We start from the raw sequence: 15,429 nt of genomic DNA on the forward strand, positions 1-15,429 counted from the left end.
GAAGGCTGTCACAAGAGAGCAGGAAATGAAAAAGAATGTGATCAAGCACGGGTGTGGAAAATCGCTGATGCCGGCTGGCCTGCGCCGCAAATTGTTGCCGGTCCTGATTGCCGGATGTTTTGGCGCCGGCCATGTATGGGCGAACCCCACGGGCGCGCAAGTCGTGAATGGCCAGGTCAGCATTGCGAGCCAGGGCAATGTCCTGACAGTTACCAATTCGCCGGGTGCGATCATCAACTGGCAGAGCTTTTCCATCGGCCAGGGAGAGCTGACCCGGTTCGTGCAGCAGGGCGCTTCCAGCACGGTACTGAACCGCATTGTGGGGCAGGACCCCAGTCAGATCCTTGGGGCATTGCAGTCCAATGGCCGCGTATTTCTGATCAATCCAAACGGCATCCTGTTCGGTCAGGGGGCGCAAGTCAATGTCGCCGGCCTCGTGGCTTCCACGCTGAACATCAGTAATGAAGATTTCCTCGCCGGCCGCATGAAATTCCAGGCCGGCGACAAGGCTGGCAATCTGCAGAACCAGGGCAGCATCACGACGCCTAACGGCGGGCAGATTTATCTGGTCGCGCCGAATGTGGAAAACAGCGGCATCCTGACTTCTCCCAAGGGAGAGGTCGTGCTCGCGGCGGGGCAAAGCGTGCATCTGGTGGATAGCGCCAATCCCGACTTGCACGTGGTCGTGAGCGCGCCGGAAAACCAGGCCCTCAACCTGGGACAGGTCGTTGCCGAAAGCGGCAAGATCGGTGTGTACGGCGCCTTGATCAAGCAGCGCGGCCTCGTCAGCGCCGACAGCGCGGTGGTTGGGGAAAACGGCAAGATCGTCTTCAAGGCCAGCAAGGATGCATTGCTGGAAGCGGGAAGCCGCACGAGCGCGACCGGTGCGGGTACTGGCGGCACGGTGCATGTGCTGGGCGAACGGGTTGGCCTGAGCGGTGACGCAAAGATCGACGTCAGCGGCCAGACGGGCGGCGGCACGGCGCTGGTAGGCGGCGATTACCAGGGCCAGAATGCCGAAGTGACCAACGCCAGGCAAACCTATTTCGGCCGCGATGCCGAAATCCGCGCCGATGCGACGGCACAAGGCAATGGCGGCAAGGTGATCCTGTGGGCCGACGAGACGACCCGCGCTTACGGGAATATCTCGGCGCGCGGCGGGGAGCAGGGCGGCAACGGCGGTTTTGTGGAAGTATCCGGCAAGCAGAACCTGGCTTTCGATGCAAGGGTGGATACGCGCGCTCCGAAGGGCAGCGCAGGCATGACATTGCTGGATCCGGATACCCTAACCATTGTTAATGGTAATGGCGGCGCGGATGACACTGCTTACAGTTCAGCGAACGGTTCTATTGTCTGGGACGTGCCGCCGGGTGCCGACTATACAGTCAGCGAAGCCGCCCTGGAATCAATGAGCGCGACTTCTCACGTCACGCTGCAGGCCAATGGCGATATCCGCTTGCAGAATCTGGCGGATAACGAACTGTCCTTCGCTCAGGTGGCGGGTTACACCGTAGCGTTTGACTCCCGCAACGGCAATATCGTTTTCATGGATTCAAACGATCGCATTGTCACCAACGGTGGCCATGTCACCATGTGGGCCGGAGCCGGAGGCATCAACATCGGCGGCATCACGACCAAAGGAGGTGATGTTTCCTTGTTCGCTAATGGAGGCGACCTTACTACCGGTGTTATCGATACCTCCAGCAATATCGGCAATGGCGGCTCGGTAAATTTCAATTCCACTGGCAATATGGCTGTCGGGGCAATCAACACTTCCAGTGCCACTAACTATGGCGGTGCCATCGACCTGAACTCTGGCGGCGGAATGGCGCTCGGTTCCATTGGCAATATCGATGCATACGGCGGTGAAGGTCGTGGTAACGTCACATTGTATTCGTATGGCGATATCAAGCTACTGAATGGAAATAAAATCCGTTCCTTGAAGTTGGAGTTAAATGCGGAAAATGGCATTCACGACGGTGCCGGCGGAGCGATGAACGTCGATATTTCCATCTTAAACGCTACCAATTGGTCTAGCGGCGACATCCGCATCCGCAATGGGAATACTTCCACCTTGGTTGTCGACCCTGAGAGTTCGGGGCTGGCGCAGTATGCGCCGGGTGGCAATATCTCTCTCGAAACTGCCGGCGATCTCACGATCTCACGCAACGTCTATACATCAGGCGGCAATATCGATCTGAGATCTGGGGGCTTGCTGACGAACGAAGCGATGATCACGACGACCGGCTTATCCAGCGGAGGTTCAGAAGGTATCGACATGCCGCCATCTGTGCCGAGCACAGTTGGCGGCTCGATTAGCCTGACTGCGAGCAAGATGATGCTGCGTCGCCCGGTTGACCATGATTCCGGCATGGAAGTCGCGCGACCAATCAACGCCGGCAACGGAAAAGTGACGCTGGCTTCGACCGCCGGCACGGCGATCCACCTCGGCACGTCATCGGAACTTGACTATGCCGTCGGCGCGCTGGAATTGTCTGCCGATGAACTCAGCCAGATCAATGCATCCCGACTGATAGTCGGCAGCGGCACAAGCGGCGACATCACGATTATGTCCTCGCTCTTGAGCAGCGAGGGTGGAACACTCGAAGGAATCACTTCGGGGCTGGTGCTTAAATCGGCAGGAAGCATTACCCAGCAAGCTGGCGCTTTGATCGGCACCTCCGCATTGGAAGCGGTCGGCAGTTCAGTCAATTTGATGGAAGCCAATCACACTGGCGTTGTGTCCGGAAAAGCGACCACCGGCGATTTCCAATACCACACCATCAACCACCTTGCCGTGTCGACCGTGCAAGACGTCGCGGGTATCCATGCGAAGAATGCGGTACGCCTGGTATCCGATTCCAATGCAAGCATTAGCCAGAATTCCGGTAGCTCAATCAGTGCGGTGCAACTGGCATTGCAAACGCCTGGCGCAGTGACGCTGAACGACGCCGGCAATGCCGTCGGCATGGTGGCTGCCGATACCTCTCTTGGCGGCATAGGCGTCGGCGGATTCTCGATGATGAATAGCGGTAGCCTGCAGGTGGGAGGACCGATCTTCGGCTTGTCAGGCATCACGACGAACAATCAGGATGTCAATCTTTATGTGCCGAGTGGTTTTGCCATTACCGTTCTCTCGCCGATTAACGCCGGCACAGCGACAATCATACGTAACGAAGGCGGCGCAATCACTTTCGGTGGTGCCGTTTCCATACCCAGCCAAAATCCGATTTGGAACCAGGTCGTCAACAATACCTCGACCAATGTCATCGTGAATGCTTCATCCTCGATCATGCAGTTCGTGGATGACAGTAGTCCGATCTATTCGGCCATGAACATGCAGTCGAATCAGCAGGAAAAACGCCGAGCCGTCGACAATGCAGCAGAGCAGAGTGCGGACCAAGTGAAGAGTGGAGAAAGTAAAAATGACGTTGCGCCCAAACTCTATTGCAATTAAAGCGTTCTTGCCGCTGATATTGCTGCTGCTCGGCATGCAAGCCTATGCGGCGCAAGTGGCCGGCACTGTCACTGACCTCAATGGCCCCTTGCTCGCAAAAAAAGCAGACGGCACCGTCAAGATCCTGTCGCAAAAGTCCTTGGTCGAGCAGGGCGACCTGCTGGTAACCGAAAAGGATACCTACGCGCGCATCAAGTTTGTCGACAATAGCGAAGTGACTCTGCGACCGGGTACCCAGTTCAGGATCGACAAGTTCTCATACGAGGAAGGCAAACCGCAGAACGACAATGCCTTGTTCAGCCTCCTCAAAGGCGGCTTGCGCGCGGTATCGGGAGCAGTCGGCAAGCGTAGTCGCGAACGGACTTCGCTTAACACGCCGGCTGCAACCATCGGCATTCGCGGCACGATCTATATCGCTGAATATATCGCGCCCGAATCGGCTGACGTCGCTGCATGGGGACGATCACTGATCGCTTCGGCGGGCGAATATTCATCCTCCAGCTACCTTGGCGGTGGCGTGCCGCGCATGAACGATAGCGCCAGCGGAATGCCGGTGCCGGAAATTCTGCCGGCAAGAGGAGAGCAACAAAATATCGTGTTGGCGCAGGCCGCAGCCAGGCCTGCAGTCGAGGCCAGGACGCCAATCGAAACCAGGCCGCCAGGACTATACGTGCAAGTTCTCGATGGAATGATTAACTTGACCAATACTGGCGGGTCGCAGAATTTCGCGGCAGGCCAGTTCGGCTATACGCCTAACATGCAACAACCGCCCGTAATTGTTCCTTCGAATCCGGGCATGCAGTTCTCGCCGCCTCCGTCATTTTCCTCAACGGCCGGTGCCGGCAACGCCACGAGCGGAAGCGACCCAACTGCGGTAAATTGCGAAGTGCGCTAGGAAATGTCGAGCGGTCCCGTATGCGCCGGGACCGCCAGGGCCAGAGTATTACTTGATACAGACCATCCGTACCTGTTTGATATCGGTGATCCCCGACAGGATTTTTTCGATGCCATCCATCTTCAGGGTCAGCATGCCGTCTTCGAGCGCGGCTGCCAGCAGTTGCGCCACGCGGGCATGTTCCTGCAACAGTTTCTTGACCTTATCGGTGCCGATCATCAGTTCATGCAAACCGACGCGGCCCTTGTAGCCGCCGCTGCAATGGTCGCAGCCGACTGCCTTGTATAAGGTGAATTGCCCCTGCGGATTGGCGTAATGCTTTTTCCAGTTCGCCAGCACGGCGGCGCGGCCGGCGTTGGCATCCTTCTTGAACGCTTCCGTATTCAGTAACTCTTCGCAGTATTCATTGAGCAGCTGCTGCAATTCTTCCGGCGATGGCGTATAGGCGATCTTGCACCTGCTGCACAGGCGCTTGGCGAGGCGCTGCGCCAGGATGCCGAGCAGGGCATCAGCAAAGTTGAACGGGTCCATGCCCATGTCCAGCAAGCGCACGATCGATTCCGGCGCGCTATTGGTATGCAAGGTCGAGAACACCAGGTGGCCGGTCAGCGACGCTTCGATGCCCATGGCCACGGTTTCCTTGTCGCGCATTTCGCCGACCATGATGATGTCGGGGTCGGCACGCAAAAAGGCACGCATGGCAGTAGCGAAATCCAGGCCCGACTTGCGGTTGACCTGCACTTGCCGCAAGCCTTTCTGGGTAATTTCGACCGGGTCTTCCGCAGTCCAGATCTTGGTGTCGGGCGTATTGAGGAAGTTGAGCACCGAGTGTAGCGTGGTGGTCTTGCCGGAACCGGTCGGGCCGCACACGAAGAAGAGGCCATACGGCTTGCTGACGGCATCTTTCAGGCGTTCCAGGTTATGCGGCAAGACGCCGAGCTTGTCGAGCGGGATCGGTTCGCCGGCTGCGAGGATACGCATGACGATATCTTCGACGCCGCCCGCCGAGGGAATCGTGGCAACGCGCAGCTCAATATCGAGCGGGCCGAATTTCTTGAACTTGATCTTGCCATCCTGCGGCTTGCGGCGCTCGGAAATGTCGAGGTCGCACATGATCTTCAGGCGCGCGGCAATGGCGCTGCGATAGCTGGCGGGAATTTCGATGTACGGTTCCAGCGAGCCATCCTTGCGGAAGCGGATCTGCGTCTTTTCCTTGCCGGGGCGTGGCTCGATATGGATATCGGATGCGCCTTGGCGGTAAGCGTCGACGATGATCTTGTTGACCAGCTTGACCAGTTCATTGTCCGCAGCGGCAGACAATTCCGATTCTGCGACCTCGCCATCTTCCTCGTCGGCACTTTCCATACCGGACAACAGGTCGCCGACCGAGGTGGTATCTTCGATAGCGCCGTAGAACAGGTCGAGCGTCTGGCGGAATTCGTGCTTGGTGGTGACGCGGAAAACGAAGCGTGATTTCGGGAAGATATTGGCGAGCAGGCGGTTATTCCTGACGTGTTCCGGATCCGTCGAAACGATCAAGATGCCTTCCGGCGATTCCTCCAGCGGCAGCCATTGGTTCTGCTCGACGAAATCGCGCTTGAGATTCTTCAGCAGGTCGAGCGGCTTGACGCGCTCCGGCTTGTGAGGCTCATAAGGCACGCCGTAGAACTTGGCGAGGGCCTGGCCAACCGTGGCCGGCTTGACCTGGAATTCGCTGGTCAGCACTTCCTCGATATCGACATTCTTGCGGCGGGCCGAGCGTGTTGCCAGTTCGAATTCGGGAGCGGAAAGCACCGCATCCGCCACCAGCGAATCGTACTTGGAGCGCACCAGAGGCGATGGCTTGAGGCGCAGGGTAAACGCGATGGCAAGCGTCGCGCACAATTCCTTGACGCCTTCCTCTTCGAAGGCGGTAAATGGATCGCCGGAGCGGCTATTGATCAGCTGGATCACGCCGAGCAGTTCGCTGCTCTGCGCGTCCAGCAGCGGCGCGATCAGCATCTGCCTGGTACGGTAGCCGGTACGGCGATCGACTTCGCGCAGGAAGTTCAGCGGCGGATTATGCGATTTCAGCTCGGCGTCGTCATATACGTCGTTGACGCGCACGATCTTCTTGAAATAGGCGGCATAGCCGGCAATGCTCTGCGGCGAGATCGGCAACTCCAGGTCGGAAAAGGAATTCAATCCCGTCTTGACCTTCGATACGATGAAGGACTTGTCATTGCTGACCGCATAGATTGTGATGCGGTCGCAGTCGAATAGATCGCAAATTTCCTTGGGCAGATCGAGCATGATCTGGTCCAGATTGCCGGTTGCGTGAATCTTGTTGGTGACCGCTTGCAGCTTCTGCAGAAATTGCAGTCGGCTGTCATCGCTCGCTGCGGCATGAGAAGCTTGGGAACTCAGGACTGTACTCATTTCGTTATTTTGTTTGTATACCGACAGAAGGGCCGGGAGGTGATGCCGAGCCGCGGAAATGTATCATGCCATGGATCAATTCTGATGGTAAATAGTAATGCCTCCACGCCGCAAAATGAGCGGATAAAGGTGAATATTTAGCTATTTGCGTGGTAATTGTTACGAAGCCGGGCGAAATCGCCAGGAGCGCGCCAGTTCTATAACATTTCCTAATTACAATATGCTATCTTTCCGGCCAGTGGAGCCGGCCTTACCGGATAGCCGCGCCAGGGGAATTCACAATAAAAATGGACTGGACGCTTCAATGAAAATGCGTGTACTCGGCTGTGCCGGCGGGATCGGCGGGCGTGAAAAGCTGACAACCTGCCTGATGGTAGACCAGGATATCCTGCTCGATGCGGGAACCGGTGTTACCAGCCTCGACATGGAGGCGATGTCACAGATCCGGCATATCTTTATCACGCATAGCCATCTCGATCATGTAGCCGGTCTGGCGCTGCTGATCGATGCGGTGCAAATCAACAGGACGGGCACGGTCACCGTCTACGCCACGCAAAAAGTCATCGATGCGCTGAAAAAGCACTTGTTCAACTGGGTGTTGTGGCCCGACTTCACGACCATTCCCAATGCGCAGTCGCCTGCCATGCGCTGGCAAGCCATCGACTACGGGGACACCATCGAACTCGACGGCCGCCTGATCACGCCGTGGGCAGTCAAGCATACCGTGGGTTCCGCCGCTTACTGGGTTCGCAATGTCCGCGCCGGTTTCCTGTTTACCGGAGACATGGGCTCGACGCCGGAATTATGGGAAAACGTGGCACGGGAAAAACTGCTGAAGCAGGTGATTGTCGACTGCTCCTTCAGCAACGCGGATTACGCCCTTGCGGAAACATCGCTGCATTTTTGCCCGGACATGCTGTGCCAGGAAATCCGCGCGCTTCCGGACGATATCGAATTCCTGATCTACCACCTCAAGCCCGGGCAGGAAGAACTGATCATGCGCGAGCTTGATACAGAGGGCAGCCGCGCATTCCGGGCGATCCGCTGCGGCGACGTTTTCGAATACTAATGTTCCCGTAAATAGGTTTTCTGAGCATGAATGTCCTGCAACCTATGGAAGTTTCGCAGCGCCTGGAGCAATTGACCGAGCTTAGCGTTGCGCTCAGCAGCGATCGCGATATCACGCATCTCCTGGAACGGATTCTTCGTGCCGCCAAAGGCATGACGCATGCCGATGGCGGCACGCTTTACCGCACGAGCAGCGACCGCGCCGGCCTGTGTTTCAGCATCACCATGAACGATACGCTGAAGATGAATCTGGGCGGTACCAGCGGGATGCCGATCAATATCCCGGATATTCCGCTGCTCGATGCCGATGGCGAACCGAATATGCACGCGGTGGCGGCGTATGCCGCCCATACCGGCAAGTCGGTGAATATCCGGAACGTGTACGAGACGGAGCTGTTCAATTTCTCGGGCATGCGACAGTTCGACGAGAACTACGGCTACCGTTCGCAGTCGCTGTTGACCGTGCCGATGAAGGACCATGAAGGTGAACTGGTCGGGGTGCTGCAGCTGATTAATGCCCGGGAGCCGAAAAGCGGCGCCACCCGGCCTTTCAGCGACACCGATCAGCGTTTCATCGAGGCCTTGGCCTCGCAGGCGGCGATCGCCATCACCAATCGCCAGCTGATCGAGCGGCTGGAGACCCTATTTGAATCGTTCGTCAAGCTGATCAACATCGGCATCGATGAAAAATCGCCGCACACCGGCCGGCATTGCGAGCATGTGCCGGAATTGACGATGATGCTGGCCGAGGCGGTCCATGAAACCGATGCCGGGCCGCTGGCTGAATTTTCCATGAGCGAGCGAGACCGGCGCGAGCTGTGGCTGGCGGGCCTGCTGCATGATTGCGGCAAGATCACCACGCCGGTCCACGTAGTGGAAAAAGCCACCAAGCTGCAAACCCTGTATGACCGCATCCAGACCGTCGACACGCGGTTCGAAGTCCTGAAGCGCGATGCCCGCATCCGCGCGCTGGAGAAAAAATGCGCAATGCTGGAAGGGGGCAGGCAGACGGACGCTGCAGCCATCGAAGCGCAGCTGGCCGAAGAAATTGCCGGCCTGGATGACGACCGTGAATTCCTGCGCCGCGCCAATATCGGCGGCGAATTCATGCGGCCGGATGACCAGGAGCGCGTGTCGCGGATCGCCGCTTATCAGTGGAACGGCCCGGACGGTAGCATGCAGCCATTGCTCGATGCCGAGGAAGAGAACAACCTGAAAATCCGCGCCGGCACCCTCAACGAGGAAGAGCGCGAGATCATCAACAACCACATCGTGGTGACGATCCGCATGCTGGAGTCATTGCCCTGGCCGCGCCACCTGGAAAACGTGCCGGAATACGCCGGCGGCCACCACGAGCGCATGGATGGCAAGGGCTACCCGAAAGGCCTGACGCGCGAGCAGATGTCGCTGCAGGCGCGCATGATGGCGATTGCCGATATCTTCGAAGCACTGACCGCCAAGGACCGGCCCTACAAGAAAGGCAAGACGCTGTCGGAATCGCTGCAGATCCTCGGCGGCTTCGTCCAGCGCAACCATATCGATCCCGACCTGTTCGATGTATTCGTGCGCAAGCAGGTGTACCTGCAGTACGCCCGCAAGTTCATGGATCCGGCGCAGATCGATGAAGTCGATGTCCACACCATCCCGGGCTATGTCCCCTGACGGACAGCGCCGCCGCATCCACTGACAATCAAAGGACGCATCGTGAAGCAGTTTCTTTCCCGGTTTGGCTGGCGCTGGCTGATCGGCCTGTCGCTGACCATCGTCGCCTCGTTACAGGTATTGGGATATTTGCCGGAGACGGCAACTGACCTGATTGACCAAGCCGATCAGACGATCTACGACACGCGCATGCGCCTCGGGCCGCCTGAATTCGATTCGCGCATCGCCATCGTCAGCATCGATGAGCGCAGCCTGGCGGAAGTGGGGCGCTGGCCCTGGAGCCGTGAAGTGGTTGCCAGGATGGTGGACCGGCTGTTCGACAAATACAAGATCAAGGCGCTGGGCTTCGACGTGACGTTTTCCGAGCCGGACAACACCTCCGGCTATGCGACCCTGACGTCGCTGGCGCAAAATGAATTGCGCGACGTGCCGCAACTGGATGAGCGGCTGCGCTCGCTCAAGTCGGCGCTGGATTACGACGCCCGGCTGGCCCGGGCCTTGCGCGGTCGGCCTGTCGTTCTTGGCTATTATTTGTCGCCGAACCTGAAGAAGGGCATGCTGCCCCCGCCGGTGTTCACGAAGGCGGACCTGAACGATTATGAAGTGGATGCCTTGCTGGCTGCCGGCTACGAAGGAAACCTGCCGGAACTGCAGAAGGCCGCCATCAGCGGCGGTTACTTCAATGCCGATTTCGATGCCGATGGCTTGCTGCGCTCCACGCCGCTGATCATGCGCGTCGGCGATGGTTATTACGAGTCGCTGGCGCTGGCGACCGCCAGGGTAGCGCTGGGCGCGACGCGCGTGGAGCCGGTCATGTTCCAGGCGACCAGCATCAATTCCGAAGAATTCGTGCGCGGATACGGCATGCTGGAGGCAGTCAAGCTCAATACCGAGCCGCATGGCACCCTGATCCCGGTGGAGCAATTCCTCAAGGCCCGCATTCAGTACCGCAGCCCGGGCGGGGCGCAGGGCGGCGCCTACCGTTATTTTTCCGCCGCCGACATTCTCAAGGGCAAAGTCAAGCCCGAGGAACTGGAAGGAAGGATCGTCCTGGTCGGGACCACCGCGCCCGGGTTGAACGACATGCGCGCTACGCCGGTGAAGGCCGATTATCCCGGCGTGGAAGTCCATGCCAACCTGATTTCCTCGATCCTGGACAACAACTTCAAGCAGCGGCCTGATTTCGTCATCGGCTTCAACTTTATCCAGGTCTTGCTAATCGGCCTGTTGCTGACGCTGGCACTGTCGGCGTTGTCGCCGCTGTGGTCGATTCTCGTGTCGGCGATGACGGCGCTGGCGGCGATTGGCTTCAATTCCTGGATGTACCAGGCCAATAACTACGTCTTGCCGGTGGCGACCACCTTGCTGCTGATCCTCGGGCTGTTCATCTTCAACGTGGCATGGGGATACCTGTTCGAATACCGCAAGGGCCGCGCCATCGTGAACCTGTTCGGCGAGTACGTGGCGCCGGAGCTGGTGGCGGAAATGGCCAAGGACCCGCAGAGCTACAGCATGGAAGGCGAATTGCGTGAGCTAACGATTCTTTTCTCCGACGTACGCGGCTTCACCACCATTTCCGAAGGACTGGAGCCGAATGCCCTGCGTGAATACGTCAATCTTTACCTGACGGCGATGTCGGAAGACATACGCGGCAATCGCGGGACCCTGGACAAATATATCGGCGACGCCGTCATGGCATTCTGGGGAGCGCCGATATCGCTGCCCAACCATGCGTCGCTGGCGGTGAAGACGGCGCTGCAGATGCAGGATACGGCGAGGCGGCTGAACGAAGACTTTGTCGCGCGCGGCTGGCCGCCGCTGAAGATCGGCATCGGCTTGAATACCGGCGAAGTGCGCGTGGGCGACATGGGTTCGGCGGTGCGGCGGGCCTATACGGTCATGGGTGACCCCGTCAACCTGGCTTCGCGCCTGGAAGGCATTACCAAGACATATGGGGCAGGAATCGTGGTCGGGCAGGCCACGCGGGACGCGGCCCCGGAATTCCTGTACCGAGAACTGGACCTGGTCCGCGTCAAGGGCAAGAACGAGCCTGTGCCGATTTTCGAGCCGTTGGGATTGGCCGAGGCCATCGATCCGGCGGCAAGAGCCGACTTGGAGCGCTGGCACGATGCCTTGCGGATGATGCGGAGCCAGCAATGGGATGCCGCCCAGAATGCAATTGAAAAACTGGCATTAGCCGCGCCGCTGGATGGCTTGTATCCGCTTTATCTGGAACGGATTGCCTATTACCGGGAGCATCCACCGGGTGAAGACTGGAATGCGGTGACCGTATTCGATACAAAATGACAATGAATGAGTTAAATTTATTGCTTCATTGATAATGGCTCGCATCCGCGGGCCATATTTTTTTAAAAAATTTAAAAAATTTTTGCTTCCAACCCTAAAGTTCTGCAAAACCCTGCCGTAAATGAAATCAGAAGACGGGCAATGGGCAAAAAAATTTAAAAAATTTTTGTTCAGAACCCTAAAGTTTCCTAAAACGCTGCCGTTAAGGAAAATAGACAAGGCGAAATGGAAATATTTTTTGGAACTTTTTCAAAAAAATCTTTTCATAACCCTAAAGTTTCCGAAAAGTATGTCGTAAATGAGACAGAAGGCGTGTAGTAGGAAGCTCAGTCAGCCCTTTTTGGACAGATTTTTGAAAATTTAAACAAGAAAAAAGCGGTGCTTTTTCTGCTTTATCCCGGATCAGCGGGGCGGTAATAAGAGCAACTCGATTCCCCCTCGAAAGCTCTGAAACCCAAGCCAGAAGCCGCTTTCCGCGCAATGTGTGTTTGCGCGCGCCCCGTGCCACCTGGCGTTTGTAAGACAAACGCTTACAGGTGGCATGTCTTCGTCTCCGTATAAAAAAACCGACTTGATCTTATTTCCGCTCAGAAAGCGGTGGATGAGAATTCATTACCGACTCGCAATATTGCGAGTCAGAAATGTCCAAGAAGGGGGAAAAATGGATACGAACGACATGATGGCTGAAATCCGCGATGCCAACCTCAGCTACCTGATGCTGGCCCAGCAAATGATCCGTGCCGACAAGGCTACCGCGATCTTCCGCCTGGGTATCAGCAAGGAAATCGCCGATCTGCTGGAAGGATTGAATAACGCCCAGATCCTGAAGCTTGCCGGTACCAACATGATGTTGGCACGCTTTCGTTTCGATGACGGCGCTATCCTGGGCATGCTCACCAATTACAACAAGGACCGTGCACTGGCTCACTCGCATGCCGCCATCCTGATGGCCGGCCAGCCTGTGGAAGAAATCGCCTAAGCGGTTTTCACCCAGTCCGTATTCAGCATAACCGATTACACGAGGTCCAACATGGCGAAGAAAAGTGTGGTGACGGAAGCCCAGGAAATCCGTCTGGCAATCGATCTGATCAATCTCGGCGCGCGCCTGCAGCTGCTGGAGTCGGAGACCACGCTGTCGCGCGAACGTCTGCTCAAGCTCTATAAAGAGTTGAAGGGCGTGTCGCCGCCGAAGGGCATGCTGCCGTTCTCGACTGACTGGTTCATCACCTGGCAGCCGAATATCCATTCCTCGCTGTATATCAATATTTATCACTATCTGGTCGAGCATGCCGGCATTTCCGGCATCGAAGCGGTGATGAAGGCTTACCGCCTGTATCTCGAACAGGTCGGTCCGCAGGGCGATGACGAGCCGGTGCTGTCGCTGACCCGTGCCTGGACCCTGGTGCGCTTCTTTGAAAGCAAGATGCTGCAGACTGCCTGCTGCAGCGAATGCGGCGGCCATTTCGTCGTGCACCAGCTCGACCTGCATCACAATTATGTCTGCGGCCTGTGCCATATGCCTTCGCGTGCCGGCAAGACCAAGAAAGCCAAGAGCGCCGACGCCATGGCGGTGGCTGCTTGAAATTGATTTTCGGCGTCGCGGCTGCAGCTTTTTCAGCGTTGTCGGCTGTCGCCGTATAGCCGCATGCACGCAGGTGAGGGCGGTGGTTCGCCACGTTTCTGGACGGCGCCGGCGCTGCGGGCGCTGCTGCACCAGTGCCTGGCGTCGCCGCTGAGCCTGCTCATCCTGACGGCATGGGAAGTGCGGGGAGGTGTGTCGGCCCATGTCCTCGTGGCGGCGATGTTGCAAGGCGGCCTGGCCGCCGGCTTGTCAGCCTGGCAGCGATTGGCGTTCTGGTGGCTGCCGATCCAGCTCCTGTTTCCGCTTGCCCTGGTCGGCGCGCTGGCTCTGCGCCTGCCCCCGTCCATCTTCCTCTGCCTGTTCCTGTTTTTCGTGCTTCTGTACTGGAGCAGCTTTCGCACGCAGGTTCCCTATTATCCCTCGACGAAACCGGTGTGGAATGCGGTGGCAGGCTTATTGCCGGAGCAGCCTTTACGCGGCATCGATATTGGCAGCGGCTTTGGCGGCCTGGTGCTGGACCTGTCGGCGCGCCGTCAGGATAGCCGTTTCGAAGGAATCGAACTGGCGCCATTGCCCTGGCTGGTCAGTAAGCTGCGCGCGCGCTGCCGTGGCAGCCGGGCGGAGTTCCGTCGTGGCGACTATCTCGCCCTGAATTTTGCTGACTACGATGTCGTGTTTGCCTATCTGTCGCCGGCGGCCATGCCGTCCCTGTGGGAAAAAGCCCACAGTGAAATGCGGCCGGGTACCTTGTTGCTAAGCCTGGAATTCCTCATTCCGGAACAGGCGCCCGATATCGTACTGGAACCGGTGCAGGGTGGAAAAGTCCTGTATGGCTGGCGCATGAACCGGTAGCGTTCTACGGTTTTGCCTGCCGGTTTTCCTCTCTGATAACGCATTGATTTTGTGTCCTAGTATCCGCCGCGCCACTCTATATTGAGGAAGCGCAATTAAGGTATTAATTAGAGTGTTTCCTGTGGTACATTTTCTACCTATACACTTCAGAAAAGTATGTTTTTCATGCGTTGACGTGTTGATGAGCGGTGTTTTCGGTTCTTTTCGGGCATTTGCATGCCGCTCTTGGCTGTTATTCTGAATCGCATCAATAATCTTGGGCCGGCTACCGGCCCTTTTTTAGACCGGGGTATCGCTCTTGCTAGTCATTATTGGTTACGTTGTCGTCGTGGTATGCGTATTCGGTGGCTTTGCACTCGCGGGCGGCCATCTTGGTGCGCTTTTCCAGCCACTCGAATTGCTGATGATCGGCGGTGGTGCGGCCGGCGCTTTCTTTGTCGGGAATAACGGCAAGGCGATCAAGGCGACGCTGGCTGCCTTGCCGACGCTTTTCAAGGGCTCGCGCTATACCAAGGCGCTGTACATGGAGCTGATGACCCTGCTGTTTGAAATCCTCAGCAAGGTGCGCAAGGAAGGCCTGATGTCGATTGAGGGCGATATCGAAAGCCCCGAGGAAAGCCCGATTTTCAGCAAGTATCCCGAAATCCTGGCGGATCATCATATCGTCGAGTTCATGACCGACTACCTGCGCCTGATGGTGGCCGGGAACATGGATGCCTTCCAGATCGAAAACCTGATGGACAACGAGATCGAGACGCATCACGCCGAGGGCGAAATCCCGGTGCACGTGATTGCCAAGCTGGGCGACGGCTTGCCGGCTTTCGGTATCGTGGCGGCGGTGATGGGCGTGGTGCATACGATGGAATCGGTTGGCCTGCCGCCTGCTGAGCTGGGCATCCTGATTGCGCATGCGCTGGTCGGCACCTTCCTCGGTATTTTGCTGGCCTATGGTTTTGTCGGTCCGCTGTCGGGCCTGCTTGAACAAAAGCTGCACGAATCGAGCAAGATGTTCCAGTGCGTGAAGGTGACGCTGTTGGCCAGCCTGAACGGCTATGCGCCGGCGCTGGCCGTGGAATTCGGCCGCAAGGTACTGTTCTCGACCGAGCGCCCCTCTTTCAGCGAGCTGGAAGACCACATCAAGAGTTCCAAGACCAAGTAACAGGCATGAGCATAAAAGGGCGGAGTCGA

At 57.5% G+C, this 15,429-nt stretch carries 10 protein-coding genes; 9 read left to right on the forward strand and 1 reads right to left on the reverse strand.

Annotated features, from left to right (window positions below):
* Positions 1-25 precede the first annotated feature (25 nt).
* Both EDC30_RS00395 and EDC30_RS00400 read left to right on the forward strand, forming a co-directional pair.
* Positions 26-3,457, forward strand: coding sequence for a two-partner secretion domain-containing protein (locus EDC30_RS00395; RefSeq protein WP_243656590.1), 3,432 nt, complete (start codon positions 26-28; stop codon positions 3,455-3,457).
* 7 nt (positions 3,458-3,464) lie between these two features.
* Positions 3,465-4,352: a FecR family protein gene (locus EDC30_RS00400; RefSeq protein WP_243656591.1), complete on the forward strand. Its 888-nt coding sequence runs from the start codon at positions 3,465-3,467 to the stop codon at positions 4,350-4,352.
* A 48-nt stretch (positions 4,353-4,400) separates the two neighbouring features.
* Here the strand turns inward: EDC30_RS00400 and EDC30_RS00405 are convergent, their stop codons facing one another.
* Positions 4,401-6,770 carry a GspE/PulE family protein gene (locus tag EDC30_RS00405; RefSeq protein WP_132256266.1) on the reverse strand — a complete coding sequence of 790 codons (2,370 nt, stop codon included), beginning with the start codon at positions 6,768-6,770 and terminating at the stop codon, positions 4,401-4,403.
* A 304-nt stretch (positions 6,771-7,074) separates the two neighbouring features.
* Between EDC30_RS00405 and EDC30_RS00410 the strand changes: the two genes are divergently transcribed.
* The 7 genes from EDC30_RS00410 to motA all read left to right on the forward strand — a co-directional run bounded on the left by EDC30_RS00410 (position 7,075) and on the right by motA (position 15,400).
* Positions 7,075-7,839, forward strand: a complete 765-nt coding sequence (locus EDC30_RS00410) for a 3',5'-cyclic-nucleotide phosphodiesterase (RefSeq protein ID WP_165973675.1) — start codon at positions 7,075-7,077, stop codon at positions 7,837-7,839.
* Positions 7,840-7,865: 26 nt separating this feature from the next.
* Positions 7,866-9,500, forward strand: coding sequence for a GAF and HD-GYP domain-containing protein (locus EDC30_RS00415; protein WP_132256269.1), 1,635 nt, complete (start codon positions 7,866-7,868; stop codon positions 9,498-9,500).
* Positions 9,501-9,539: 39 nt separating this feature from the next.
* Positions 9,540-11,807 (forward strand): CHASE2 domain-containing protein, encoded by a 2,268-nt coding sequence (locus EDC30_RS00420; RefSeq protein WP_132256271.1) that lies wholly within the window; start codon positions 9,540-9,542, stop codon positions 11,805-11,807.
* A gap of 661 nt (positions 11,808-12,468) precedes the next feature.
* Positions 12,469-12,786, forward strand: coding sequence for a flagellar transcriptional regulator FlhD (gene flhD / locus EDC30_RS00425; RefSeq protein WP_132256273.1), 318 nt, complete (start codon positions 12,469-12,471; stop codon positions 12,784-12,786).
* 51 nt (positions 12,787-12,837) lie between these two features.
* On the forward strand, positions 12,838-13,389 hold the full coding sequence (gene flhC, locus EDC30_RS00430; RefSeq protein ID WP_132256275.1) for a flagellar transcriptional regulator FlhC: 552 nt from the start codon (positions 12,838-12,840) through the stop codon (positions 13,387-13,389).
* A gap of 63 nt (positions 13,390-13,452) precedes the next feature.
* On the forward strand, positions 13,453-14,241 hold the full coding sequence (locus tag EDC30_RS00435; RefSeq protein ID WP_132256277.1) for a class I SAM-dependent methyltransferase: 789 nt from the start codon (positions 13,453-13,455) through the stop codon (positions 14,239-14,241).
* Between the two features lie 298 nt (positions 14,242-14,539).
* Entirely contained in the window at positions 14,540-15,400 is an 861-nt protein-coding gene (gene motA / locus EDC30_RS00440) for a flagellar motor stator protein MotA (protein WP_132256279.1), read from the forward strand.
* Positions 15,401-15,429: the final 29 nt, after the last annotated feature.

This window comes from Paucimonas lemoignei, assembly GCF_004342585.1.
GTDB lineage: Bacteria > Pseudomonadota > Gammaproteobacteria > Burkholderiales > Burkholderiaceae_D > Paucimonas > Paucimonas lemoignei.